19 protein-coding genes and 1 tRNA gene are annotated in these 23,550 nt (G+C 61.3%); 5 read left to right on the top strand and 15 right to left on the bottom strand.

Features of this window, described 5'->3' with window-relative positions:
* Positions 1–621: 621 nt before the first annotated feature.
* The 10 genes from dcd to IPK17_RS25100 form a co-directional block, all read right to left on the bottom strand.
* Positions 622–1,176 (bottom strand): dCTP deaminase, encoded by a 555-nt coding sequence (gene dcd / locus IPK17_RS25145; protein ID WP_343420445.1) that lies wholly within the window; start codon positions 1,174–1,176, stop codon positions 622–624.
* Positions 1,177–1,255: 79 nt separating this feature from the next.
* On the bottom strand, positions 1,256–2,956 hold the full coding sequence (gene argS / locus IPK17_RS25140) for an arginine--tRNA ligase (RefSeq protein ID WP_343420444.1): 1,701 nt from the start codon (positions 2,954–2,956) through the stop codon (positions 1,256–1,258).
* Between the two features lie 48 nt (positions 2,957–3,004).
* Positions 3,005–3,856, bottom strand: coding sequence for a methyltransferase domain-containing protein (locus IPK17_RS25135; RefSeq protein ID WP_343420443.1), 852 nt, complete (start codon positions 3,854–3,856; stop codon positions 3,005–3,007).
* Positions 3,853–4,836 carry an NAD-dependent epimerase/dehydratase family protein gene (locus IPK17_RS25130; RefSeq protein WP_343420442.1) on the bottom strand — a complete coding sequence of 328 codons (984 nt, stop codon included), beginning with the start codon at positions 4,834–4,836 and terminating at the stop codon, positions 3,853–3,855. Before IPK17_RS25130 ends, IPK17_RS25135 begins: the two co-directional genes overlap by 4 nt.
* A gap of 10 nt (positions 4,837–4,846) precedes the next feature.
* Complete coding sequence (locus tag IPK17_RS25125) at positions 4,847–5,089, bottom strand: phosphodiester glycosidase family protein (RefSeq protein ID WP_343420441.1); 243 nt, start codon at positions 5,087–5,089, stop codon at positions 4,847–4,849.
* Positions 5,090–5,115: 26 nt separating this feature from the next.
* Positions 5,116–5,811, bottom strand: coding sequence for a hypothetical protein (locus tag IPK17_RS25120; RefSeq protein ID WP_343420440.1), 696 nt, complete (start codon positions 5,809–5,811; stop codon positions 5,116–5,118).
* Complete coding sequence (locus tag IPK17_RS25115) at positions 5,808–7,622, bottom strand: ABC transporter ATP-binding protein (protein WP_343420439.1); 1,815 nt, start codon at positions 7,620–7,622, stop codon at positions 5,808–5,810. The genes IPK17_RS25120 and IPK17_RS25115 overlap by 4 nt, the downstream gene beginning before the upstream one ends.
* Before the next feature lie 27 nt (positions 7,623–7,649).
* Positions 7,650–8,651: a sensor histidine kinase gene (locus tag IPK17_RS25110; protein WP_343420438.1), complete on the bottom strand. Its 1,002-nt coding sequence runs from the start codon at positions 8,649–8,651 to the stop codon at positions 7,650–7,652.
* A gap of 4 nt (positions 8,652–8,655) precedes the next feature.
* Positions 8,656–11,049 carry an MGH1-like glycoside hydrolase domain-containing protein gene (locus tag IPK17_RS25105; protein ID WP_343420437.1) on the bottom strand — a complete coding sequence of 798 codons (2,394 nt, stop codon included), beginning with the start codon at positions 11,047–11,049 and terminating at the stop codon, positions 8,656–8,658.
* 10 nt (positions 11,050–11,059) lie between these two features.
* On the bottom strand, positions 11,060–11,746 hold the full coding sequence (locus tag IPK17_RS25100) for a hypothetical protein (RefSeq protein WP_343420436.1): 687 nt from the start codon (positions 11,744–11,746) through the stop codon (positions 11,060–11,062).
* A 185-nt stretch (positions 11,747–11,931) separates the two neighbouring features.
* Here IPK17_RS25100 and IPK17_RS25095 point away from each other — a divergent pair, with 185 nt between their 5' ends.
* Positions 11,932–12,267 carry a gamma-butyrobetaine hydroxylase family protein gene (locus IPK17_RS25095; protein ID WP_343420435.1) on the top strand — a complete coding sequence of 112 codons (336 nt, stop codon included), beginning with the start codon at positions 11,932–11,934 and terminating at the stop codon, positions 12,265–12,267.
* 2 nt (positions 12,268–12,269) lie between these two features.
* Positions 12,270–12,839, top strand: coding sequence for a hypothetical protein (locus IPK17_RS25090; RefSeq protein WP_343420434.1), 570 nt, complete (start codon positions 12,270–12,272; stop codon positions 12,837–12,839).
* Positions 12,840–12,881: 42 nt separating this feature from the next.
* On the opposite strand, the gene IPK17_RS25085 is transcribed toward IPK17_RS25090, so the two are convergent.
* Entirely contained in the window at positions 12,882–13,370 is a 489-nt protein-coding gene (locus tag IPK17_RS25085) for a GreA/GreB family elongation factor (RefSeq protein ID WP_343420433.1), read from the bottom strand.
* Positions 13,371–13,413: 43 nt separating this feature from the next.
* Positions 13,414–15,069, bottom strand: coding sequence for a serine hydrolase (locus tag IPK17_RS25080; protein ID WP_343420432.1), 1,656 nt, complete (start codon positions 15,067–15,069; stop codon positions 13,414–13,416).
* A gap of 109 nt (positions 15,070–15,178) precedes the next feature.
* Here IPK17_RS25080 and IPK17_RS25075 point away from each other — a divergent pair.
* Both IPK17_RS25075 and IPK17_RS25070 read left to right on the top strand, forming a co-directional pair.
* A tRNA-Leu gene (locus IPK17_RS25075) sits at positions 15,179–15,262 on the top strand.
* A gap of 60 nt (positions 15,263–15,322) precedes the next feature.
* On the top strand, positions 15,323–15,769 hold the full coding sequence (locus tag IPK17_RS25070) for an FtsB family cell division protein (RefSeq protein WP_343420431.1): 447 nt from the start codon (positions 15,323–15,325) through the stop codon (positions 15,767–15,769).
* On the opposite strand, the gene ygfZ is transcribed toward IPK17_RS25070, so the two are convergent.
* The 3 genes from ygfZ to IPK17_RS25055 form a co-directional block, all read right to left on the bottom strand.
* A complete protein-coding gene (ygfZ, locus tag IPK17_RS25065) occupies positions 15,766–16,809 on the bottom strand; it encodes a CAF17-like 4Fe-4S cluster assembly/insertion protein YgfZ (RefSeq protein WP_343420430.1) in 1,044 nt (347 codons plus the stop codon). The genes IPK17_RS25070 and ygfZ overlap by 4 nt on opposite strands.
* Positions 16,806–17,762 (bottom strand): guanylate kinase, encoded by a 957-nt coding sequence (locus tag IPK17_RS25060; protein ID WP_343420429.1) that lies wholly within the window; start codon positions 17,760–17,762, stop codon positions 16,806–16,808. The genes ygfZ and IPK17_RS25060 overlap by 4 nt, the downstream gene beginning before the upstream one ends.
* A gap of 162 nt (positions 17,763–17,924) precedes the next feature.
* Positions 17,925–22,373 (bottom strand): Flp family type IVb pilin, encoded by a 4,449-nt coding sequence (locus tag IPK17_RS25055; protein ID WP_343420428.1) that lies wholly within the window; start codon positions 22,371–22,373, stop codon positions 17,925–17,927.
* Between the two features lie 227 nt (positions 22,374–22,600).
* Between IPK17_RS25055 and IPK17_RS25050 the strand changes: the two genes are divergently transcribed.
* On the top strand, positions 22,601–23,488 hold the full coding sequence (locus IPK17_RS25050; RefSeq protein WP_343420427.1) for a bifunctional 5,10-methylenetetrahydrofolate dehydrogenase/5,10-methenyltetrahydrofolate cyclohydrolase: 888 nt from the start codon (positions 22,601–22,603) through the stop codon (positions 23,486–23,488).
* Positions 23,489–23,550 lie beyond the last annotated feature (62 nt).

Genomic DNA, 23,550 nt, shown 5'->3' with positions numbered 1-23,550 from the left:
CCGGCCCCCGCGCGCCCCCGCCGGGGGGCGCGCGCGGGGCCCCCCCCGCCCCCCCCGGCCCCCGGCCGCCGGGGGGCGGGGGGGGGGGGGGGGGGGGCCCCCCCCCCCCCCCCCCCCCCCCCCCCCCCCCGCGCGCCGCGCCCCGCCGGGGCGGGGCCCCCCCCGCCCCCCCCCCGCCCCCCCTCCCCCCGCGCGCCCGCCCCCCCCCCCCCGCCCGCCCCCCCCCCCCCCCCGCCCCCCCCCGCCGCGGCGCCGCCGCCCCGCCCCCCCCCCCGGCCCCCGGCCGGGGCGGCGGGGCGGGCGCGCGCCCCCCCCCCCCCGCCCCTCGCCGGCCCCCCCCCGTCGGCCGGGGGGGCGCTCGGGCCGTCCCCCCCCCCGGCCGGCCCCGGGCGCGCGCCCGGCGGGCCGGGGCGGGCGGCGGGGGGCGGGGGCGCGCCCGCCGGCCGGTCCCCCCGCGCCCGCCTGGCCCCCCGGCCGGCCCAATTCCGCCCCCCCGGCCGTAACCTGTCGGGGGGGGACGCCCCGGGCCCCGGCGGCCCGCTTCCCCCGGGCCCCCCCCCCCCGCGGGCCCCGGCCCCCCGGGGGCGGGCGGGGGCGCGGCGGCGGGCCCAAGCCTCCCTGTTAAAGCTTCGGTGGGGTGACGCCGACCTGCCCTTGATATTTACCTTTGCGGTCCGCATAGGTGACTTCGCACTGTTCGTCGCCTTCGAAGAACACGACCTGGGCGATGCCTTCATTCGCGTAGATTTTGGCGGGGAGGGGGGTCGTGTTGCTGATTTCGAGGGTCACGTAGCCTTCCCAACCGGGCTCAAAGGGCGTCACATTGGTGATGATGCCCGTGCGCGCGTAGGTCGATTTGCCGACGCACAGCGTGAGCACATTCGGCGGAATGCGGAAGTATTCGACGGAGCGCGCGAGCGCGAACGAGTTCGGCGGCACAATGCACACATCGGTTTCGACGTCGACGAACGACTGCGGCGAGAAGTTCTTCGGGTCGACGATGGCAGAGTAGACATTCGTGAAGATCTTGAATGAGCTGGCCACGCGCATGTCATAGCCATAGCTCGACAGCCCGAAGCTGATGACGCCTTCGCGTACCTGCCGCTCGACAAACGGCTCGATCATCCCATGTTCGAGCGCCATTTTGCGAATCCAGACATCGGCCTTGAGTCCCATGAGTTTCCCTCCAGTGTCAGAAAAGGGCGCAGCAGCGTGCGCCCTTACAGGATAAATCGATTTGCGAAAATTCGCCGCTTTACATGACTTCCGGCGCGGTCATGCCCATCAGGCGCAGCACCCGCTTCAGCACGATCTGCGCGGCACGGTAGAAGCGCAGGCGCGCTTTGGCGACTTCCGGCGGAACTTCGCTGTGCAGCACGCGAACATTATCGAAGATGGGGTGGAAGGTGTTCGCCAGTTCCAGCGCGAAGAACGCGACGCGATGCGGTTCAAGGTGCGTCGCCGCCAGTTCGAGCACTTCGCCGAGTTCCAGCGCTTTGCGCAGGAAGCTCATTTCGGCGTCGCCAAGCAGATTCAAATTCGCGCCGTCGTCGGTCACGCCGCGCAGCGCCGCTTCGCGGAAGATGCCCGCGCAGCGCACATGCGCATACTGGATGTAGTAGACCGGGTTTTCGTTCGTCTGCTTGACGGCGAGGTCAAGGTCGAAATTGAGGTGCGAGTCGCTGGTGCGCGCCAACAGACCATAGCGCACTGCATCGGCGCTGGTCTGGTCGATCAGGTCGTCCAGCGTTTCGAAATCGCCCTTGCGCGAGCTCATCTTGACCTTTTCGCCGCCGCGCAGCAGGTGCACGATCTGCACAATGATGACGCGCACCTTTGAGGCATCGAGGCCCAACGCAGTGAGGCCATGCTTGACCACCTGATGCTGCACATAATGATCCGCGCCGAGGATGTTCACGCAGATATCGAAGCCGCGTTCGATCTTGTTCTTATGATAGGCGATATCGGGAAGGGTGTAGGTCGGGTCGCCATTCGCCTTGACGAGTACGCGATCTTTCGCATCACCAAACTGCGTGCTGCGGAACCAGACGGCCTCACCCTTATCTCCCGCGTCGGCGCGTTCTTCGGCATCCGCGTCTTCAGGTACGGAGGCTTTATAGGTATAGCCGCGCTGGTCGAGTTCTTCGAGCGTATCCCACACCGCGCCGCTGTCGTACAGGCTGTTCTCGTTGAAGAACTGATCGTGCCGGATGTCCACGCGCTTGAGCGTCGTCTTGATGATCTCGAACATCTGCGCTTCGGCGTATTCTTTGAAGGGCTTCCAATCGGCGTCGCGCAGCGCTGCACCTTGATCAGCGACGAGTTTGGTGGCAATGTCTTTCAGGTATTCGCCCTGATACGAGAGTTCATTCTCGTCAATGGCATCGCCGAGCGCTTGCAGGTAGCGTAGGCGCAGACTCTTGCCGAGATTCGTCATCTGCACGCCGGCATTGTTGAAATAGTATTCGCGCTGAACCTCGTAGCCTGTCGCTTCGAGTACGCGCGCGACGGCATCACCGACGATGGCGCCGCGGCTGCGACCAATATGCAGCGGGGCGGTCGGGTTGGCGCTCACAAATTCGACCTGCGCGCGCTTCCCCTGGCCGAGTTCCAAGTGGAACAATTCATCGCCTTCCGCGATGATGGTCTCCACTTGAGACTTGAGCCACGCCGGATCAACGCGAAAGTTGATGTAGCCGGGCGGCGCAACTTCGGTTGAGGCGAGGAAGTCGGCGGTGGGCATATGCGCCGCGATCTTGTTAGCGATGTCGAGTGGATTGCCGCGGGCGAGTTTGCTCAGCGCCATGACGGCGACGCTGAAGTCGCCTTGATCGGCGCGCTTGGAGGGGCGCACGTCGAGCGTGGGAATGTCAAAGCTGGGCAGTGACGAATCGGCCTGCGCGGCGCGAATCGCCTCATTGACCATGCGGGTGAGTTCGTTGGGGAGGAGTTTCAAGATGTCCCTCATCAGTTGTAGTCCGAATTGGGACGCATTGTATGGATTTCAGCCGCGCCGCGCAAGGTGAGCCAGTTCGATCACGCCATCGTGACCGACGGGGGCGCGCGCCCCGCAGTTGGAACACACCCAGTGATCGCCTTCGTCGGTCAGGTGAGCGTGCCCACACCGCGGGCACAGCAGCAGTTCCCCGAGCGGACGGGCGAGGGTAGGCGTGGACTGGCCCTTTTTGTAGCCCAGCACGAGATCATAGTCGGCTTGCCAGCCCATGATCTCGACTTGCCCCATGCCGTTGCGCTGGAGCATGGCGGCCACGTCATCGTCGACGTAAGTCTTGCCGGGCATGAGCTTGGTGTTGATGCGGTTGGTCGCGAGCAGAATGCCGCCGGGGCGCAGCACGCGGATCAGTTCGATCAGCGTGGTTTCAGGGTGTCCCATGAATTCGAGGGCTTCGAGGCAGGTCACGACGTCGAAGCAGTTATCCGCGAACGGCAAATGCTCCGCCGGAGCCCACAGCAGATTGGCATGCGCGTCGTTGAACTTGACGGCGGCGTGACCTAACATGCGGCGGCTGAGATCCACGCCAATCACGCGACCCTGAAAATGCGCGTGCCGGAGCAGGGCGAGAGGTAAGCGCCCCGTCCCCGTAGCGGCATCGAGGACGAGCGGTGACTTGATCGGGGCGATGCGTTCCATAATGGGCTGCGCGAGGTACATGTGATCGTATTCGCGGCGGAAATGCTTGATGCCGTCGTAGCGTCCGGCGTACAGGTCATAGAGCCAGATCACCATACGGCGACCAAGATACACGCCTTCGGTGGCGATGAGCAGCCACCAACCAAGCGCGATCACCCCGGCCAGCAGAGCGGCGGCGAGGAGCAGCGTCAGGAGGTCGCTCACGTGAGTTTGCCGATGGAGCGCAGATAGTCGGCGGAACGGGCAATCCCGGTCGCGAGGTCGACTTGTGGCTGCCAGCCGAGCAGCTCACGCGCTTTGGTCATCTTGAACGTGATGTGACGACGGGCGAATTGAATCATGTCCGGCAGGTCGCGGCCCTCGCTCAACGGCGGTGAGACCAGCATGGCGATCCCGCCTACGGCGAGCATGAGCAGCGGCGGGATGGCCAGCCAGTTGTCGTGCCCAGCCAAGCGCGAATAGCTCTGGAGGTAGTCGCGCCACGTCGGTGACGGGTCGGGCGTGCAGTTAAACGCTTGATTGTGCGCGTTGGGGTGGGTCGCCACGAGGATGAGGAGATCAACTACATCATCAACATAAATCGGATAGGCGGAACCACTGCCATCACCGATCCACGGCGTTGGATTGAGACTGGCGAGGCGGAACATTTGCTCCGTCCACAGTCCCGACTTCGGCCCGTAGATCATGCTGGGGCGGATGATGGCGTAGGACAGGTTGTAGCGTGCGGCGATTTCGCGCACAACGTTTTCGCCCTGTGCTTTGGTGATGTTGTAGGGCATCGCGCCGGGGGCGAGTGCCATGTCTTCGGTGACATCGGTCGTGTAGTTTACGCCGTAACTGGCAATCGAGCTGACATGTACCAACCGCTTCACGCCCGCTTCACCCGCCGCGGCAGCGACGGAGCGCGTGCCGTCGACATTCACGGCGAACTGCGGCGCCACTCCATTGAAGACAGCCGCGACATGAAACACGACTGAACAGCCCTCGACGGCGCGGCGCATGCCGGCGGTGTCGGTGACATCACCCGGAAACCGTTCGATTTCCGGGGGGAGGAATTCGGCCTTCGCGGGGGTGCGCACGAGGGCACGGACGCGCGCGCCCTGCGCCGCCAACTTAAGCGCCAGCGCGCCGCCGAGAAACCCGGTCGCCCCGGTGACGAGAACTTGTTCACCTTGTAGAGACATTCTTTCTCCCTTAACGCCCTGTGATGTATACGCCCAAATGCGTCGCGACTGGGCGTTCACGCCCCGGAATACGCGTGTGAATCGGCGAATTGAGCACGCGCGGTTGACCATCGACTCCGGCGACTACGAGTGTACTCGATCCGCCGCCGTCGAGGTTTAGCGCATGATAAGCGCCATAACCGCGCAGCAGTTCCGCGAGTTCACTGAGGGTCACACCTTCGCTGTAGTTGGGCTGCCGTCCATCCACGATCATTAGGATCAATTTCTCGCCAGAAACATCTAAGCCGACGGCTGTCGCGGATGTAAGGCAGTGTCCGGCAGGTCAATTGCCTCGATAATGTTCACTCCATTGACTAGCAGGAATTGATAGCCGGTGATGGCATCGAAAATGTCGCCGCTACTGACACCAAACGAAACTTGGTGATCAGAGGAAATGTACAGCACATCTCTGGTGAGCTCGTCCTGCCAGTAGATCGTGCCGCGCGATGCATAGACGCCACTAATGGGATGTGCCGGATCGCCTGGGTGGGGGTAGTAGTCCCATGGGGTACGATCCCACCATGGATCGAAAAATCCACCATTGATCGCCAACTGCAGATCGAACTCGTCAAGGAACTCGGAGACGGTGCGGGCAGGCAAATCCTCACCCGGCATACCGGGAGTGACGAGGAATTCCAGACCGGGCGTGGTCAAGTCGATGGTGACAATATGGATCACCAGTGCGCGCGGATTGGCGCGAACCTGCCGCACATACTCGACGCCGGGGAATAGCTGCTCGTACACGGGGCTCGGCAGCGGTCGATGACCGTACCAGAAGCAGACCGCCGCCGTGACGCCACTGAGCAGAACCGGGATCGTCAGGACTACCGCGACAACACGGCGCCGCCGGAAGCGCCACAGGGCCACCAGCAGCAGCGCCAAGATGACCGTGGCGACTAGCGCGCCTGTGTTGACGATGATGCCTTCAGTGCTCATGCCTGCGCGGGTTCGCTTTCGTCCGGTTCGTCGCGGAACTGCAGATTGTACAGGCGCGCATACGTGCCGTTGAGCGCCATGAGTTCTTCGTGCGTGCCGACCTCAATCAGATTGCCTTTGTCGAGCACGGCGATGCGATGGGCGATGCGAATCGTGCTCAGGCGGTGCGCGATGATCACGGTTGTGCGGTTCTGCATCAGGCGGGCGAGGGCGTCCTGTACTTCGGCTTCGCTCTCGCTGTCGAGGCTGGACGTCGCTTCGTCGAGCAGCAGCACGCGCGGATCTTTGAGCAGGGCGCGGGCAATACTTACGCGCTGGCGCTGACCGCCGCTCAAGCGGATGCCGCGTTCGCCGACAATCGTCTGGTACTGGTCGGGCAGTTCCATGATGAAGTCGTGCGCGTTGGCGGCTTGCGCCGCGGCCATCACTTCGGCTTCGGTCGCTTCCAGCCGCCCATAACGGATGTTCTCGTAGATCGTGCCGCCAAATAACAAGCTTTCTTGCGGCACAATGCCGATCTGCTGGCGCAGGCTGGCCTGCGTCACCGCGCGCAGATCCGTGCCGTCGATGGTGATGCTGCCGCTGCTCGGATCGTAGAAGCGCGGGATGAGGTTGAAAACGGTGCTTTTGCCTGCGCCGCTCGGGCCGACCAGCGCAAGAATCTGCCCGGCCGGAATCGTCAGGTTGAGCGTATGCAGCACTTCCTGCCGTTCCTCATAGCTGAACGATACGTCGTTGAAACGGATTTCGCCATCTACCCGGTTGAGCGTAGCGGCGTTGGGTGCGTCCAGAATGTCGGACGGCTGCTGCAAAATGTCAAACACGCGCTTGGTCGCGCCCAGCCCCTGCTGGAACACGCTGTACAGGTTGAGCAGTGACCCCAGACTGCCTGCGACGGTCAAGCCGTAGACGAGGAAAGCGATTAGCTCGCCACCGGTCAGTCGTCCGGCGATGGCTTCGCGCCCGCCGAACCACAGCACCAGCGCCAGACTGGAGAAGGCCACGAACGCGATCAGCGAGCCGAGGGCTGCGCGGAGCCGCAGGGCTTCCAGGGCGACTTTGAAAGCGCCGCGAATGGCGTCGGTGTAGCGCACTTCTTCATACGGTTCGCGCACAAAAGTTTTGACTTCGCGCACGTTCTGAATGACTTCGCTGGCGACGGTCGTCGCTTTGGCGATTTCGTCCTGAATGCGGGTGCTGGCACTGCGTAGCCGCCGTCCCAAGACGAGCGCAATCACCGCCATGACCGGGACGAGAACGAGGATGAACAGCGTCAGCCGCCAATTGAGCGCCAGCATGATCACGATGGAGCCGATGGCGATGATGATCTGCTGAAGCAGCGTGTTGATGTTGTCCGTGAGCACCTGACGGATCATGGTCACGTCGCTCGAAAGGCGCGAAATGAGTTCGCCGGAACGCCGCTTGGTGAAAAAGGCAAGCGACATGGCGATCATGTGTTTGTAGAGGTCGGCGCGCAAATCCATGATGATGCGTTCGCCCACGTAGTTAAGGGTGAACGTTTCGATCATCTGGGTGACGGCGCGCAGCAGGAATACGCCGATCAGCACCAGCGTGATCTGGTCGAGCAGGCTGATGTCGTTCGCGACCAGCACCGAGTCGACCACGCGCTGAATCGTCGCCGGGAAGACCAAGCTGAGGACCGAACTGGCGACCAGCGCAACGAACGCGATGCCCATGTAGCCGAGATAGGGGCGGAGGTAGCCGAACAGCCGCCTCCACGGAACAGGAATATCCGGCGTTTCTTCTTCTGGCTGCGTGCCCCGCCGCGACCGCCGTGAGAACATACCCATGTGCTGTTTATCCGTAAACTGGTTGGACTACGCTTGTGCTGATGGCAGCCGGAAGGTGAAGGTGCTGCCCTTGTCGAGACTGCTGGAGGCTGAAATTTCGCCGCCGTGCCGCTGGACGATGCGCCGCGCGATGGTCAAACCGAGGCCACCGCCGGGAATCGCCTGCACGCGCTCGTCTTTGGACCGAAACAGCCGGTCGAAGACCATTTCGATTTCGTCTTCCGAAATGCCGAAGCCGCGGTCGGCGATAGAGCAGAAGGCGGCGGTGGTGTCGCCCCACGCATGCACGGCGACCATGCGTTCCTCATCGGAATAGAGCAGGGCGTTGTGCAGCAGCTTGCTAAGGACGACCTTGATGCGATCCGGATCGCCCATGACTGGGGGCAGCGGATCCTGAATGGCCACGAAGATCGAAATCGACTTTTTCTCGGCCAGCGGGTTGAGCGTGGCGATGACATCGCTGATCACATCGCGCAGGTTGATTGAGATATGCTTCATTGGCATACCCGCTTCCAACCACACGAGGTCGACGAGATCGCCCGCCACGTCATACAGCTTCTGGGTGGTCTGCTGCACGCGCTTGAGGAAATACGCCTGCTCATCGTTGAGTTCGCCGGTGCGCGCGACGAGGTCGGTGTAGCCCGTGAGCGCGCTGATCGGGTTGCGCAGATCGTGCGTCATTGTCGACGAAAGCGCTTCGCGGCGTGATTCAAGCTCGCGCTGCTCGGTGACATCGTGCAGGAGGATGATGCGGCGCCCGTCCGCCAGCGTCGCGGCCATGCCCGCCGCGAGCCGTTTGCGCGGCAACCGCACATCGAGAGTTTGGTCGCCTTCGCGATTGAACAGATTCATCAACGCGGGAAGTGCCTTGAAGACTTGAATCGGATAACGACCGATGACCGAGTCCGGGGTGACGCCCAACAGCGCGGCTGCCGCCGGGTTGATCTCGGTGATCATCCCCGTGTCATCCGCCAGCAGGATTCCATCAGGTGAACGACGATACAAAAATTCACTAACCAGAGCATCCACGATGTTACGCCTCGTCCAGCACCTGCTGCCACTCTGCAGTGGGTGGCAAATCTACCACGTTGCCTGATGCAAATTCGATGTGGGTTCCGTCCGCGCTGCGGGTGACGGTGACTCCGTATTGTGTCACAGAAACCGCTTTCCCCCAATGGTACGCGCCGCCTGTCCAGACCTGTTTCTTCGACTGGATGCGCACCCCGAGCACGCGCAGCAGCAAATGGACGGGGATGATCCCCTTGACGCTGCCGGGCTCACCGAGGCCGCGGGGTTCGTCCGGGTGGTAGAACTCGTAGAAGCGCTTGTCGCGGGTGAGCACGGTGACCTGCGCATTGATCAGTCGCTGGAGCAGATCAGTCGCCAGATCGACATGCCCTGTCTCGATCAAGCCTTCGCCGATGAGCGTCAGCCAATAGGGATGCACGCCCGCGCTGCCCTGCGCGGCCTGCGGATCGAAACGCGGGTCGTGCGTGGAGATCATGGTCACACCGTTGGGGCGCAGAAACTGCGCTTGGAGGTCGGCGACGAGGCGCGCGGCGCGTTCCGGCGCAATCTCCACGGACCAGAGCGGCAACAGCGCGTTGATATCGAACCCGGTCAGGTCGAGCGTGCGCACGCTCACGGTGAACACGCGGGACAAGCCCTCGACATGCACGCGGTCGACCTGCTGGAAGGCGTGTTTAGTGGTATACGTGCCGCGCCCGGTCGACCAGACAAAGTGGGTGCTGTCGGCGACTTCGCGAACTTTTTGCCCGCTGGAAGTGACACCATCAATGTATAGGCCGATCTTGGGCGTATCCACCCCGCCGTTGATCTGCACGATCAGGCGGTTGGGCGGAACCAGTTGTTCGGCGAGGAAGTGCTCGTCATCGCCGCGCCCGTTCTCCAACAGCGTGCGTCCGACGGGCGTCGCGTGCGTGTCGCGGTCGCGGTAGGTATAGCGTTCGCCGTTCCATAACGTGTCGAGCGCGGCCTTGAGCGTGGTAATGCGCTCGGTCAAATGCTGTTCGCCGGCCGGGTCGCCAATGCAGTAAGCGATTTCGCGCAGACTGACGGCTTCCGAGAGCAGATAGGCCAGCAAATCCGGCGTTTCGACGGCGCGAATATCGGCGTTTTGTCCCCACGGCAAGCCCTGCGCGAACGTTGGGAAGAACGGATAGCCCGTCTGCAGTTCGCTTTGCCATTCGGGGAAGCCGTCCTGATCGGCGTCGAGTTCGGACGCAAACCAGCGCTCGAAGAATAGGCCGAGCTTGGGGTAAACGTCGCGCAGCGCGGCAGAATCATCCGTATATTGGTAGAGACCCCATGCCAACCGCGCGAGCAGCGGCAAACTCAGCAAGCCTTGTTTCTGCCCGGCTAAACCCGGTCGCCAATCGATCCAGCCGTCTGGTCGCTGTATGGCGAGGTAATTCTTGAGCACGCCCCACGCCCATTTCGGCTGCACCGGCGCGATAGCGAGCGCGGTCAGGTAGGCGGTGGTCGGCGTTTGACCTCGCCACGAACGCGGGTGATCGGTGCCATCGCCGCGCGGGCTGAAGCCATGTTCTGGCTGCCGTGTCTCAACAAATGAGGCATACGGGAGGCTGGCGGTCGGCTTGAGGAACGACTGCACCAAGTGGTGATAGCTGAAGGCGATGGCCGCATTGAGGGCGAAATCCCCCGTCTCAATCTGCGGAATCTCGTTCAGTCCGCTGGCGACTTTGCGCAGCGCGGGCGTCCAATTGTCGGTGAGCAGCTTCTGGGCCAGACCTAGCGAGGCGTTTGCATCGGTCAAGCCAGCATGGACAAAGCGAATCACCGTTTGCCCCCGTGCGGGCAGCGGCAGCTTCACATTAAGTTTCGAGGTACTGTCCGGCGACGCCGACCCATTTTCCAGCAGAACAATTGGCTGCAAGCGGGGTAGGTTGCCCAGACTCAGCGCATGTCCGCCTTCGGGGCGTGCTACAACGTTGAGCCTGATTTCTTTGCCAGAGGCCGCCGCAAAGCCGACCAGATCGAGCGCGAATTCAGGTAGAGCACTGGCTGAGGTGTTCTTGACGGTGAAGCGCCCGCCCACCACATGCGATTCAATTGCCCAGTATTCGGCGCGGAGGCTGATGGTCGGCGTGATTTTGCCTTCAAGGCGCACGTATCCCGGCGCGAACTGCGTCACGACGGGCGGCGCGGCATAGGCTTGGTGTTGGTAGACGGGACGACGATCAACCAGCCACATGGGGACGAGGCTGGCCAGACCGACGCGCCCGCCGTAGCGCGTTTGCAGCGCCAGCGCGGGCGACTCAGCCTGGCCGAGCACCACTTCCCAGACTTGATCGTCGAGGTAGTCGGTTGAACTCAGGCGAGCGTCGGCAGCGATCTGCAGGGCTGTCGGGCTGTGCGGCGTCAACTGCCAACGTCTCTCGCTCATGTGAACTGTCCTATGCTCCGCCTAACTGCCACGTCGAATCAATCTCGTTAAAGCGGAACTGCTCTCCGCCTAGACTATATACGACGTGATAGCCCGTGCGGTTGCCCGCCGCGTCCAGTTGATCGGTGACATGGTACTCGTAGCGGCTGATGTAGCCGACTTCCGGCTGTACCGCCCAGCCGAGCAGGTCACGCAGGCCGGGGACTTCGCGCCACAGCTTGCCAAAGCCCCGTTCCGGTTGGATGCGGCCTTCCGGTGGTACGAGCGCGGGATCCGTTTCGGGTTCACCTTCGACGAAGTTATCTTCATACACATACCAGTCGCCGCGGCCTTCGCCCGTGATCACGAGCACCCAGATTTGGCGCACGCGCCCGACCCAGTACATGCGCCCATGTTCAAAGAGCTGCTCGGCGACCTGCACCTGCGTAATGTACGGAGTGGGGAAGTCGGCGGGCAGCAGCGTCGGCGCGCTGGCCGTGGAGGCGGGGGTGGTCGCCAGTGGGAGCGCGGACGGTGCTTCCGTCACAGTTGGCAAGGTGGGAACATTAGTGAGTGTGGTAGTTGCTGTCGGGAGGGAAACGACTTGGCTTTCATCGGTCGTCTCTGGGGTAGCGGTGACCACTACGTAAACCACCGTCGGAGTGCCGCAGGCCGCTGTTACCAGCAGCAACAGCAGAGACACGAGAAATAGACGCATACGTTGTTCTTCTCCAGCACAAGCATTGAGCGCTTGTGAATAGTTGGTTTGGCGCGGAAACGCCAAAAACCGATTGTATCAGAGCCTAACGCGTATGCAAGACAAATTGATATGTCCAGCCTTAAGCGAGAATGCTAAACTTCCCATGTTAGACTGTATATGAATTGCGAAGGATAGGTACAGACATGACGAACGCGTTGAAGCCGCGCTCCGTAACGCTCAATAAGACTGAAGGATTCCTTGAGATTATTTGGGGCGATGATCAATTGTGTCGTTATCCGCTTTCGGAACTGCGTGAGGCCTGCCCCTGCGTTGAATGTCGCGGTGGACACCAGTACATGGGACGACAGTACGACCCGGACGATATTCTCATGCTGACACCGAAGCGGACCTATACCATTCAAAACATCGAACTTGTGGGCAATTACGCACTGCTGCCTACCTGGGATGATGGACATCACACTGGAATCTACACCTGGGAATACTTGAGGCGTTTATGTCCGACAGCCGACGCAAAGTAAGCATGAACAACTTTGACAGCGAACCACTCGGGTTGTGGTCGCTGGCCTCGATGAATTCGCTCCGCCTTGAGGCGATGGAGCTGTTTGACCGATCACTGGCCGAACACAAGTCGTATCCGCTGGAAGGGTTCATTGAGCGCCAACTTGCCCAAGAACAGCCGCCGCTCGATCTGCTGAGTCAGGTCGCGGAGGACGTGCACCAGCGTTTGATGACACTGCGCCAGAATCACTTTGAAGTGCGCGATGATGTGTTGAAAACGCTGCGGGTCGACTTCAAGGTCGATCTCAGCCCGCTCGTCCCGCCGAATACGCTTGAGAACTACCATCTGCTCAGCCTAGAAGATGCGCTGTGCTATCTCCACCTGCAGAACTCGGGCTTATCCGATGATGATCGGCTGGTGCTCAAGAAGATGCTGCAAACCTCGCTGGATCGGGCAACGCAGCTCTACCACGATGTGATGATGGCCGAGCATCTCTACGACTACCTCAGCGACTGGCTGATGGGGCTGCATGTGCTGTCGGTGCGCGACTCATGGGCATCCACCGATTGTGACCGGGGGCTCGTTCACTAACGAAACGGGTTTGGGGCAGTCACGCGACTGCCCCGCTTTGTATCACGCGCCGGGCATGCGGGTGAGGGCACGCACCACGTAGTACACCCGGCCATCCGGCGTATTCACTTCCACCGTTTCGCCGACCCGCTTGCCGAGCAGCGCCTGCCCAACGGGCGATTCGATCGAGACCCCCGCGCGTCCATACGTCACTTCCGTACTGCCGACCAGATCAAAGGTGCGTTCCTCGCGCGCGTTGAGATCCCACACCGTGACACGGTCGCCGGGATCCGCCGTGGTCGGATCAGGATCTTCGTCGACGATGTCGGCGTGCGCCAGGACGAGCTGCAAGTGTCCGATCTGCTCGTCGAAATGCTCCTTCATCGTCTCGATTTCGAAAAACGCGGCTTCCTCATTCGGGTTATCGCCGACGTCGTCTTTGTAATCCGCCAACTGATCCAGGCGTTCCTGACGGCGGGCTTCGAGATCGGCCAATTCAACCTGCAGCCGCTCGTAGCCCTGCCGCGTCAAAGTGAAACGCTGAGCTGCCATACATCCTGCTCCTCACTCATTGGAGCAGTAATTATACCTGAAATTAAGGCATCAGGCCGGATGTCAGTTGATCGATGACCGGATTGCCCAGCAGTTGACACGTCTCCGAACCGCCTTCGGTGCGGATTTCCGTCATTGGTGCATCGGCATTGAAGTAGTTGTAGATCGTGAGCGACATGTTTTCGATGAGCGGCGCGGTCTCGAAGAATTCCAGATAGATGGGGTTGTGCAGCACCACCACGAAGATGTAATTGCCGCCGGGCGAATAAACGACCGCCGCGTCGCCGTGTGTGTCTTCGATCCAGCCGTGCTTGTGCGCCACGCGCACCGATTCGGGCACGCCCATTTCGATGAACGAGCCGATGCGGTTGTAGGTCATCAGGTTGAGCATTTGCGCGCATTCGGTCTGCGTGAACGCGGAACCGAGTGAGTCGATGAGCAGCCCGGTACCCTCGGTCGCGCACTGGTACATGCCATCCAAGAGCGTGCCGATTTCGGACACGTTGATTTGGTTGTACGGATCCGGTTCGGCGCGCACTTGATCGACGGTCGTGGTTTCGGTGCGCGGCGCCTGCGGCGTGATGAACGGGTCATTGGCATAAGGCGTGTAGATGAAGCTGTCCGCAAAGCCGAGTTCATCCATGAAGGCGCTGACGGTGTTTGCACCCGTGTAGGGGTTGCCGCTGCCGACTGCCGCGAGGATCTCGTTGGTCGAGATGTTCTCGCTGCAAATCATCGCTTCGGCCAGCATGTTGGCGGAGGCGTCATCCGGGGGCAGGGTGATCTGACTGTAGTAGGTGGCGAGGATAGCGATCTTGTTGACACTCATGCCGCTGAAGGCTGTGTCCGTCCCAATGGTGAAAGCTTCGCCTGTTTGCAGGTCTTTGACGAAGAACGCGCCGAGGCGGCTGGTCTGCGGGTCGAAGCCCGCGGCGATCATCTGATCCCACAGTTCGGCGCCAAGCGCACGGAATTCCGGGCTGAGCGGCACATCGCCAAACTGAGCCGAATCGACAGCGGAGGGTGTCGGCGTCAAGGTTGGCAGCGCAAACGTCAACTGGCTGATGGAGGGCAGCGCATACAGGTCACCTTGAATTTCGAGCAGATCAGTTGCCACCCACGCCAGTCCATTGGGCGAGGCATCGTAGCGGATCTGAATCCATTGGAGCTGCGTGTGCCATGCGAGGATCTCATACACCTCACCCGCACGTCCTACGCCGACCCGGTCGTACTCTGTGCCCGGGCCATAGCGGATGTTGATCTCGTTCATGACGGTACCTGTGACCGCGGCGGCGGGCGGCGGGGTGGTCGCGACGACTGCCGCGGAGAGCGTGGGCGTGGGCAGGTTGGGCGCAAGCGTTGCGGCGGGCACGGTGGGTACCATGAGCGCGCCCGTCAGCGTGGCTTCGGTGAAGGGAATCGTATTGAGGTTGCCCTGCACCGTGACGAGGTCTTGAAAGACCCAACCGAGCGGCTGTCCGCTGGTCGGATCGCCGAGCAGCAGCCACGGGTAGAACTGGCTGCGCCCCACGACCGGATAGCGAGTGCCAGCGGTAATTTGGCCGAGCAGATCGGCGTTTACATCGGTGGCGGCGCGGAGGTTTGCCTGTTGAATCGCTTCGGCGGTGACGCCTGTCTGGGCGCTAACGCTCATCGCGATCACGAGAACGAAAAATATCATGAGGAGCTTGAATCGCAAAGTTAAACATCCTTGAACTTCGTTCGGCAGGCCGCATTATAGCATTAACTTTTGTGGGAAACTTCCCCTTGACTCCCCGTTTGGCTCTGCTAGAATACCCTTCATTAGCGCCGAAGTGGCGGAACTGGCAGACGCGCTACGTTCAGGGCGTAGTTCTGGAAACGGAGTGTGGGTTCGAATCCCACCTTCGGCACTGACAAAAGACCCCGGGTTCACCTCCGGGGTCTTTTCTATTTCTGCTATAATAAGGCTCATGGCAGACAAACGGACACTCACAGACAAGAAAAAACGGGGCGGTAGTCAGATCTCCGGCGTACAGGTGATGTTCGCCGCGATTCTTTCGATCGGCCTCATCCTCGCGATCAACTTCAGCACCCGCATCTCCGCTGGGCAGCCGCTCCAAGCGGCATATAATCGCGTACAGACTGAGATCTCCGAGCTCCAGGCAGAACAAGCCGATTTGACCGCACTGCGGGATTATGTGCGCAGCGATGCGTATGTCGAGCAGTGGGCGCGCGATGATGGCAAGATGATTCGTCCCGGCGAAGTGCTGGTGGTGCCTGTGCCTTCGGGACGGTCGATTCAGGCGACTCCCGCGCCTCAGATCAGCCTGGAGGATGTGCGCACGACGGCTGATGAACCCGAGCCGTGGATGCTGTGGTGGCAGTTGTTCTTCGACAACGCGCCGCCCGAATTCTAGAGGGGCGGTTGAACGCCCGGCAGCCGTGTGACGCGCGCGCTGACGCCGTGCGCGGTGAAGACCTGATCAACTTCCGCCTGCGCCAGTTTGACGACCCCTATGCCAAGATGCTGACCATTGAGCGGTTCGGTGACGCTGCTCGTCAGCGTGCCGACTTCGCGCCCCTCATGCAGCAGCGGGCAGGGAGCGGTCACGGCGGCCTCTAGTTCGAGCGCGACGATGGTCTTGGCGATGCGTCCGCGGCTCTCCATGCGGGCGATGATTTCCTGACCGGTATAACACCCCTTTTTGAAACTCACTTCATCCCATAAGCCCAGTTCGAGCGGAATGTAATCGGCGGTGAGTTCGCGCCCCACACCGGGACGCGCTGCGCCGATGCGTAGGACGTTGTAGGTCAGCGAACCTGCCGGAAGCAACCCGAAGGCCGCGCCGGCCGTCAGCAGGTGATCCCAAACGGCTTCGGCTTGTTCAGCCGCTGGGAAAACGCGCCAGTGCGACCCGGCCAGCGGCTTGTCGCGGGCGACCAGCAGATCGTCCAGCTCGACCAGGCCCAGCACCGGGAGATCGGCGGCGGCGGGGAAGGCGGCGGCAATGACCTGATCAGCGGTTGGCCCGTGCAGCACGAACTGGCGGCGCTCAGTCGCTAGGCTGGCTACCTTCAGTTCATCGTTGAAGAAGACGTTGCGCTGCAGATACCCGCGCAGTGCGTCGCCGCGACCCGGTTCGGTGAGCACGAACACCCGGTCGGCGGGCAGCACATACACCGTTGCCCGGTCGAGCACGCGCGCGGTGGCGTTGGTGAAGATGGTCGGTCGCCCGCTGCCGACCGGGATTGACTCCAGATCGTTGGTTGAGATGCGATGCATGATGGCGAGGCGATCCCGCCCGGTGAGCAGGAGGCGGCCTTCATGCGACCGTTCCATGAGCACGGCGCTGTTGAGGGCGGCGGCATATTCACGCCGTTGGTCGCCGTAATGCAGGGGGATGCCGTCGTTCGCCAGCGCTGCCCCTAACGCGGTATGGCGCTCGACCAGACTCATCCGACCAACCCCTTGACGAAGTCCAGATTGGTCTGTTGCTGTATGGGTTCCCACTGCCAGCGCTGCGGCAGCGTCGCGGTGTCTTCCAAGCGGTACAGGTAATTGAACGTGATCACTTCACCAGTCGCGGTGAGCTCGTAGTCGAGCGAGAGCGGCGGCACATATTTGTCGTGCGGAAGTTCGGCGTGAATTAGGCGCTCAAGGCTCGGTTCGATACCGAGCTGGCTGCGCAGCGCGAACAGGGCGCGCTCGAACGGCTGATCATCTTTGCCAATCACGGCTGTCGGGAAACTGCCGTCACTGCACAGAACCTGATCGCCGCGCAGCGGAATCACGCGGGCAACGTATTTATACGGATGCGCGAGCTGGGCGCTAACACTGGCTGGGCGGTCAGGTGTGCCCGCGATTTCGGCGCGCACGATTTCCAACAGTCCGTGCGCCGCCTGCGCGAATTCGTCGTTGATGACGATATAGTCGCAGTTGGAGGCGAGATCCAGCTCCAGTGGGACGCGGAGCAGGCGCTTGCTAATTTCGGCTTCGCGATCCCCACGGGCGCGCATCCGCTCAATCAGGCTGCCGATAGACGGTGGCTGAATGAACACGGAGACGGTTTGCTCAGGGTAGCGCTGGCGGATAGTCATCGCGCCATAGATGTCAATATCGGCGATGATCGGTTGACCGTGGGTGAAAGCATTTTCCACGACGCGCCGCACCATGCCGTAGAATCGGCGGTGCACTTCCTGGTATTCCAACATCTGATCGTCAGCAATCAGTTTCAGGAATTCGTCGCGCGTGACGAAAAAATGTTCACGTCCTTCCAGTTCGCCGTCGCGAATGGCGCGGGTGGTGGCCGTCGGCAGTTGGGTGATTGGGCTGTTGGCCATCACGTGTTTCATCAGTTGATTCTTGCCGACTCCGGCAGGCCCAACCAGCGCAACCAGCAATCCAGCCATCTTCATGCTCACTGTGTATCGTCCTCGTTCTGCTTGATTGATCACCTAGTGTATCAGTCAGGTGCAGATCAGACGATGGAGAATTTGCCAGAAAAGATAGGGGATTGCTAAGAAAAAGCGGAGGGTGGAAACTGTCTGTTTCCACCCTCCGTTTGCTTGAGGTTAGTTCTCGATGACGACGATGTTGGTGACGTAGTAGCCGTCCCCACCTGTTGAGGCGCTGCGGGTATCCACTCGGAAGCGGAAGGTGACCGTCGCACTGCCGCGGTAGGCATTGAGGTTGACGGTGCGCGTCTGCCAGTCATTCGCCGGTCGGATATTTGCGCTCCCACCGCTAAGAGTTTCGCTGCCGACAGTGCTCCACGTGAAGCCGCCGTCCGTCGAGACTTCGAGATAGAACGCGTTGTTCGTCCCAGCATCGTACATGCGCAGGTACTGCATGTTGTAGTTGTTCGCCACGTTCGACATATCGATGAAGCCGTTGAGCATCAGCGACACGTTGCCGGGCACGGTCGATGTCACCACGTTCCAACCGCTGCCATTCCACGTGTTCGGGCTGTCAGAGATCGAGTAGCTGTTGACCGCCGCGGACAGCGAGACGATGGCATCACCGCCGTTTTCGAAGTAGTCGAAGTACAGGTAACGGTTAGTGAGGTCGGTGGCCGAGGTGATGGTGAGCTGACCGTAGTCGAGCGTGACCGAGCGGTTGTACCAACTGTTGATGATCAACCCGGCGGTGGCTGGAACTGCTGTACCATCGCCCGCCACCGTGCCTGACGTCCCCGACGAGTCGTTCAACCACAGGCGCACGCCGTCGTCGGAGAGCGACTGGAAGTTGTAGGTCGTCCCGGCGGAGAGCTGTACCTGTCGGATCCAGCGGGCAGCCCAGTCTTCGAAGAAGGCGCCGCCTGCCGAGTTCGGCGAGGAGATCATCGGACGCGTGCCCGTGCCGAAGTTGTAATTGATGTTGGACAGCGACTCCGGCCCGACGATCTGGTCTGATATCGGCGCAGGTGCGGCGATATCATGGCGATACAGGTTGAGGATGGGGTTCATGAACCCGCCCGTGTTCTCGCCCCAATCGGCGGAGTTGCACGCGCCCCCGTTGTTCTCACAGTCGAAGTAATAGCCGATCCAATTGGAGCTGCCGAGGTTGGCCGGATCGGTGCCCGTGCCCGCGAAGAACTGCTGCGTGATACCCCAACTGCCTTCGGTGATCCAGCGAATCAGGTTCTGTGCCGGTTCCGTGAAGGTGAGCGGGATCGTGTCGTAGCCGAAGGTGAAGGTCAGGTCGTCGATGTACGCGCCGTCGGCCTGATTCGTGTTATTCGGGACGTTCATCACGAAGCGGACGCGGATGCGCTTGCCAATATACGACGTGAGATTCACATCTTCGCGCACCCAGTTGACCACTTGCGAATTGGTCTTTTCCACTGCCGAGCTGCCCGTCACCGACGTGTTGACTGCCGTCCAATCCGACCAGCCAGCCAGATTGTCGTAGCCCAGCGTCGTGTTCGCGGTGTCTTCGTAGCTGATCTCGACCCGGAAGTTGTCGTTGTTGTTGATTTCGTAACGCGTCCAGAAGAACATGCGCGGCAGCGAACCCACAGGTGTGCTGCGCAGGTCAACCACGGGCATGTATTCCAAAATGTTGCGCGTGTTGACGGTGTACTGACCGGACAAGCTGTCGGTGATCGCCAGTGAGCCACGGCGCACAAAGCCCGCTGCGCTCGTCTGGTTCCACGCGGCACTGTACCAGCGCGCATCCCAGGTGCCCGCCACAATCGTCGGCGTGATGAAGTCGATGCTGTCTTCCAGCGTCCCGCCGCCGGTGCCAAAGGCCGTCGTCGTGGTCGTCGACCACAGGCGATGCGTGGCGGTTGGCGCGTCCTTGATCTCGATCTGGTCGAGGTAGACGCCGTCCGCCGTTGTGTCGCTGCCCGTATCAAAACGGAAGCGAAGGCGGAAGTCGTCGTTATACAGGTCACCGTCACCGGCGATAGTCGACCACGCCAAACCAGTCGCATTTTGCAGCGCGTAAACGAGCGAGATCTCCGCGCGTTCCCACGTGCTTTGCGTCCGATAGCTGGTATCCGCCGAGCTGTTGTAAGCCCAGATTTCCGACCACGTGTTAGTCACGGGCGAGAAGAGATCGACGGCGAGTTCCACTGCCGCGCCGTTCACCTGCCGCTGGAAGTAGAACGTGAGCCGCGGATCAATCGCTGCGGGACGAGCGGCCGTGTCTGCGTCATTCTCGGGCGTATCGTTCAGCAAATCGATGAGCTTCTTGAACTGCATGGACGTCGAGGCGTTCGCCGCGTAATTGCCCGCGGGGCTGTCACCATACGAATTCGCCGTGCCGAGCGCACCGAGGATGGGCGAACCGACCTGACCCCAGCGGGGACTGGAGCCGTTGATCTGCCAGAAGGCGGCGGTCTGCGCGGAGCTTTCAGCTTCATCCGCAAACGGGTAGGACGTGTAGGCGACCGTCGACGAGCGTTCGATGCGGATGTCATCTACATAGATGCCGTCGCCCGCAACCGATGAAGTCCCGCCGCCGACCGGATAGTACATGGTCGTGTAGAAGGCGAGCCGCAGGCGGAAGGGCGCGGTGTCGTAGTTCGGCACGTTCGTCAGCGGCACTTCGATGAGCTGCATCGCCATGTTGTTACGCGCGACCTGCTCGTTGAGCGCGGGCGTCCCACCGGGCGCGGCGAAGTCCAGGAGCAGACCACCGTTGATATCCGTCCAACTATCCGGATTCTGCACGTCCGGCGCGCCCGTTCGGTTGCGCGCATCACGCGTGTACTGCAAGCGTACGCTTGCGCCGACCGGGACATCGTAGGCAAACCAGAACGACAGGATCGGCGCGCCGGTATCGCCTTCATAGTCGGTCGTCAAACCGGAAATGCGCGCCGTCGTGATGTCGATATCGTTCTTGAATTCCAGATAATGGATCCGATACGGACTGTTGCTGGCGCTCACCGGTGAATTGGTCGTCGTGGGAATGGGATAGTTGCTGCCGGGGCTGTCATCCCATGCCGTGCCATCACGCGAGATATTGCTGGTCAGGTCCCAACGGCGCGCCGTCGATGTATTGCCGGGCAGGCTGGTATACACATCGGTCACGAGGTGATCGCTGTCGGCGTTGTAGACGAAATCACTCATCTGCGTGCGCGAGTTGAGGTTCCAGTAATCGCCCACCGTGAATGACGTGGGACTCGCTGGTTGATCCAGCAGTTCGATGTCGTCGATGCGCCAGCGGAAATTGCCGGAGGTCGCGCTCGAAGCGACGAAGCGCATGGTGATCGTATTGCCGAGAGCCGGGCACTGCGAGCGAACGTTGATCTGATTGCGCGTCCAGTTGTAATTGGCCGTGTTGCCGCTGTGCAGCGTGATTTCGCACCAGTTGAAGGCGCTGCGATCCAGCACGCCCGCGTTCAACACATAGTTCCCGATTTGCACTTTGAGGCTGGCGCCGGCGTTGGCATCGAGATCCCAGTAATCCCAGAAGCTGAGCACGGGGTTGGATGCGCTGGCCAGGTCGATTGAACCACGCAGTTCCAGATGGCAGGTCGTGCCCGCCGACCACGTATTGCTCGACGGATTTTCGTCCATGACGTAGATGCGGCTGTTGCTGTTGGTGTCGTCGGACTCTGGACCCCACGCGCAGTTACTGGCGCTGACGATATCGTCCGGGTTGCCGTTGACGACGGCCATCGTGAAGGTCAGACTAGCCGCACCGGAGTTATCGGCGTATTGAACGCGAATAGTGTGCGTTCCGGCAGCGAGATTGAGCACGAGCGTCTTCAGGCCATCGGCATTGTCAATTTCGAGATATTCCGTGCCGTCCACATAAAGGCGAGCAAAGTCATCTAAGCCGACCTGCAGGCCAAACTGAACCTGGGCGGCGCTGGCCAGCGTGATGCCGCGCGTATAATCTGCGCCCCAGGAATTGCTGCCTGTAAGACCGGAGCTGGCCGGTCTACCCGTGCCCCAGTTAAAGGTCAAGCCGGAACTGACGCCAATATTGACATCTTGCAGAACCGGCGTATCCATACTGAAATCGGATTTGACGGGCGTGCTGGGATCGGTATCGTCGTAGTAGTCGACGATCCATGGGTCAGTGCCCAAGTCGACGGCATAACTGCCGAATTGATCGATGCGCCACCACGCGGGCTTGTTCATCTGGTCGATGTGGGGCACGCTGAACGTCAAATCTGACGGAGTCGGCGAGGGGCCGGGCGAGGCCGTGAATGTTGGCGAAGGCGTGACCGTCTCGCTGGGCGTCATGGAGGGTGTGAGCGTCTGCGTCGGCGTCGCCGTGCGGAATTCGCGCGCTTCCGCTAACGGTGGGCGCAGCACGGGTGTCGGGAAGGGCGTTTCACCTTGCCGGTTCGCCGCGACCCACGTCACGGTGCCCCAGAAGAGATCCGGGCGTCCACCTTCATTGGACAGGACTTGGTCCGTCGCACCGCACAACCGGGCGTTCTCGCCCGAGAGATTGAAGGCGACGTTGCAGAAGACGTTCCCGATGGCGGGGCCAGTCGCCCACAGGACGACGCCCATCGAGATCGCGAGCAGCGCCATAATCAGCGCATACTCAACCATCGCTTGACCAACTTTATGAGGGAGAGAGGTCCCTGTAATCTTTGCGTTCATGCAGCCAACCCACGTGTATTTGGATGTTCCCACATTCACTATCTTAACGAACGCACCGTGATCGCGCGCGCATAAAATTGTTCTTAAGTTGTGCTAATGCCTAGACAATTCGTCCTGTCCAAGCGAGAGTGTTATCCTCAGGCTTAATTGTACGCGTTCTCACAAAAGAGGTTTACATGAGCGCACAAATTATTGATGGACAGGCGATTGCAGATGAAATTCGCACTAACATTGCCGCAGAAGTCGCGCGTTTTCAAGCTCAATTTGGGTATCCGCCGGGGTTGGGCGTCGTGCTCGTCGGCGACAATCCCGCGTCAGCGCAGTATGTGCGCATGAAGCGTCGCGCGTGCGAATCGGCGGGGATGAAGTCGGTCGGACACATCCTCCCGGCCAGCGCGATCCAGGCCGAAGTTGAGGCAGCGGTCAAGGCTCTCAACGATGACCCAACGATTCACGGCATTCTCGTCCAACTGCCGCTGCCACCCCACATTGACGAACCGACTATCCTGAGCATGGTCAGCCTTGAGAAGGATGTCGACGGCTTCCATCCGATCAACATTGGCCGCCTGGCGATGAAGGGGCGCGAACCGCTGTTCACCCCGGCGACGCCGACCGGGTGCATGGTGCTGCTGGAACGCATGGGCGCGCAGTTGGAAGGCGCGAACGCCGTCGTGATCGGACGCAGCAACATCGTTGGCATGCCCGTCGCGCTGATGCTGATGAAGGCCAACGCGACCGTCACCGTGTGTCACAGCCGCACGCGTGACCTGCCGGACATTGTGCGCCGCGCGGATGTGGTGATCGCCGCGATTGGTCGCCCGAACTACGTCAAGGGCAACTGGCTCAAACCGGGCGCGATTGTCATCGACGTGGGGACGAACCAGATTGACGATCCGACCGCGCCGAGAGGCTACCGCTATGTAGGCGATGTCGAGGTGGCGACCGCGCAGGAGGTCGCTGGCGCGATCACCAAAGTGCCGGGCGGCGTCGGCCCGATGACGATCACCTTGCTCATGCAAAACACGCTCAAATCGGCGTGGCGGTCGGTGGGAGCGACAACGTAGCAAGACTGGTACAGGTGTGCTAGACTGTGCGCCAATATCTCTCCACTTTTTTAAGGTTAGTT

This window comes from Candidatus Flexifilum breve, from assembly GCF_016713355.1.
This window is presented reverse-complemented; position numbering and strand designations above follow the sequence as displayed.